1 protein-coding gene is annotated in these 1,108 nt (G+C 76.0%); it reads right to left on the reverse strand.

All coding sequences use genetic code 11. The features are described 5' to 3' along the window. The coding region (locus tag AB0G02_RS39730) for an AMP-binding protein (protein WP_360805554.1) at positions 1–1,108 on the reverse strand (1,108 nt) is incomplete at both ends.

Here is a 1,108-nt window from a genome sequence, read left to right on the forward strand (position 1 = left end):
GAGCCCCGGCCGGCCCAGGTAACCGCGGGCCAGGTGCGGACCGGCCAGGTACAGCTCGCCGCGCTCGCCGTGCGGCACCGGCTGGAGCGCGTTGTCCAGCAGGTAGGCGCGGGTGCCGGCGAGCGGGAAGCCGATGGTCGGCACGTCGCCGTCGAGGCGGGCGCAGGTGCTGTCCACCGAGGCCTCGGTGGGGCCGTACATGTTGCGCGCGGCCACGCCGGAGCGGACGACGCGGCGCCACAGCGCGGGCGGGGTGGCCTCGCCGCCGAGCACGAGGAGCACGGGCCGGTGCTCGCCGTGCAGCAGGCCCGCGTCCACGAGGGGCGCGGCCAGGGACGGCGTGGTGTCGACGACGTCGATCCGGTCGCGGCGGTAGGCGTCCAGCAACGCCTCGGCGTCCCGGGTCAGGTCGGTGTCGTACAGGTGCAGCTCGTGCCCGCACAGCAGCCACGCGAGCTGGTCGAGCGCGGAGTCGAAGGCGAACGAGTAGGTGTGCGCGACGCGCAACCGCCTGCCCGCGGCCCGTTCCGCCTCCACGACCGCGGTCGACCGGTGGTGGTGCAGCAGGGAGAGCAGGCCGCCGACCCGGGCCAGCACGCCCTTGGGGCGGCCGGTCGAGCCGGACGTGTGGATGACGTAGGCCAGGTGCTCGGGATCGCGCGGCGCGACAAGGTCCACAGTGGACAAGGCGGTGTCCGGCAGTGCCGGGTCCACGTCGTCCAGGAGGAAGGCCGTGCCGTCGGGCGCGATGCCGGCCGTCGCCTCGGTGCACAGCACGAGCGCCGCGTCGGTGTCGGAGACCAGCTCGCGCAGCCGTTCGGCGGGGTGCTCGACGTCCAGCGGCTGGAAGGCGGCACCGGCCTCCAGCACCGCCAGCAGGGACACCACGAGGTCGACCGAGCGGGGCAGCGCGAGCGCGACCACGTCGTCCGGCCCGACGCCCCTGGTCCGCAGCGCCCGCGCCAGGCGGTGCACCCGGCGCACGAGGTCGTGCCCGGTCAGCCGCACGTCGCCGTGCACCAGCGCGGTCCGGTCGGTGGCCAGGTCGTCGAGCAGTCGCGGCACGTCGCGCGGCACGCCGGGCAGCGCGGGCGTGGTCCACTGCTCC

Source organism: Actinosynnema sp. NPDC023658, assembly GCF_040639995.1.
In the GTDB taxonomy this organism is placed as follows: domain Bacteria; phylum Actinomycetota; class Actinomycetes; order Mycobacteriales; family Pseudonocardiaceae; genus Actinosynnema.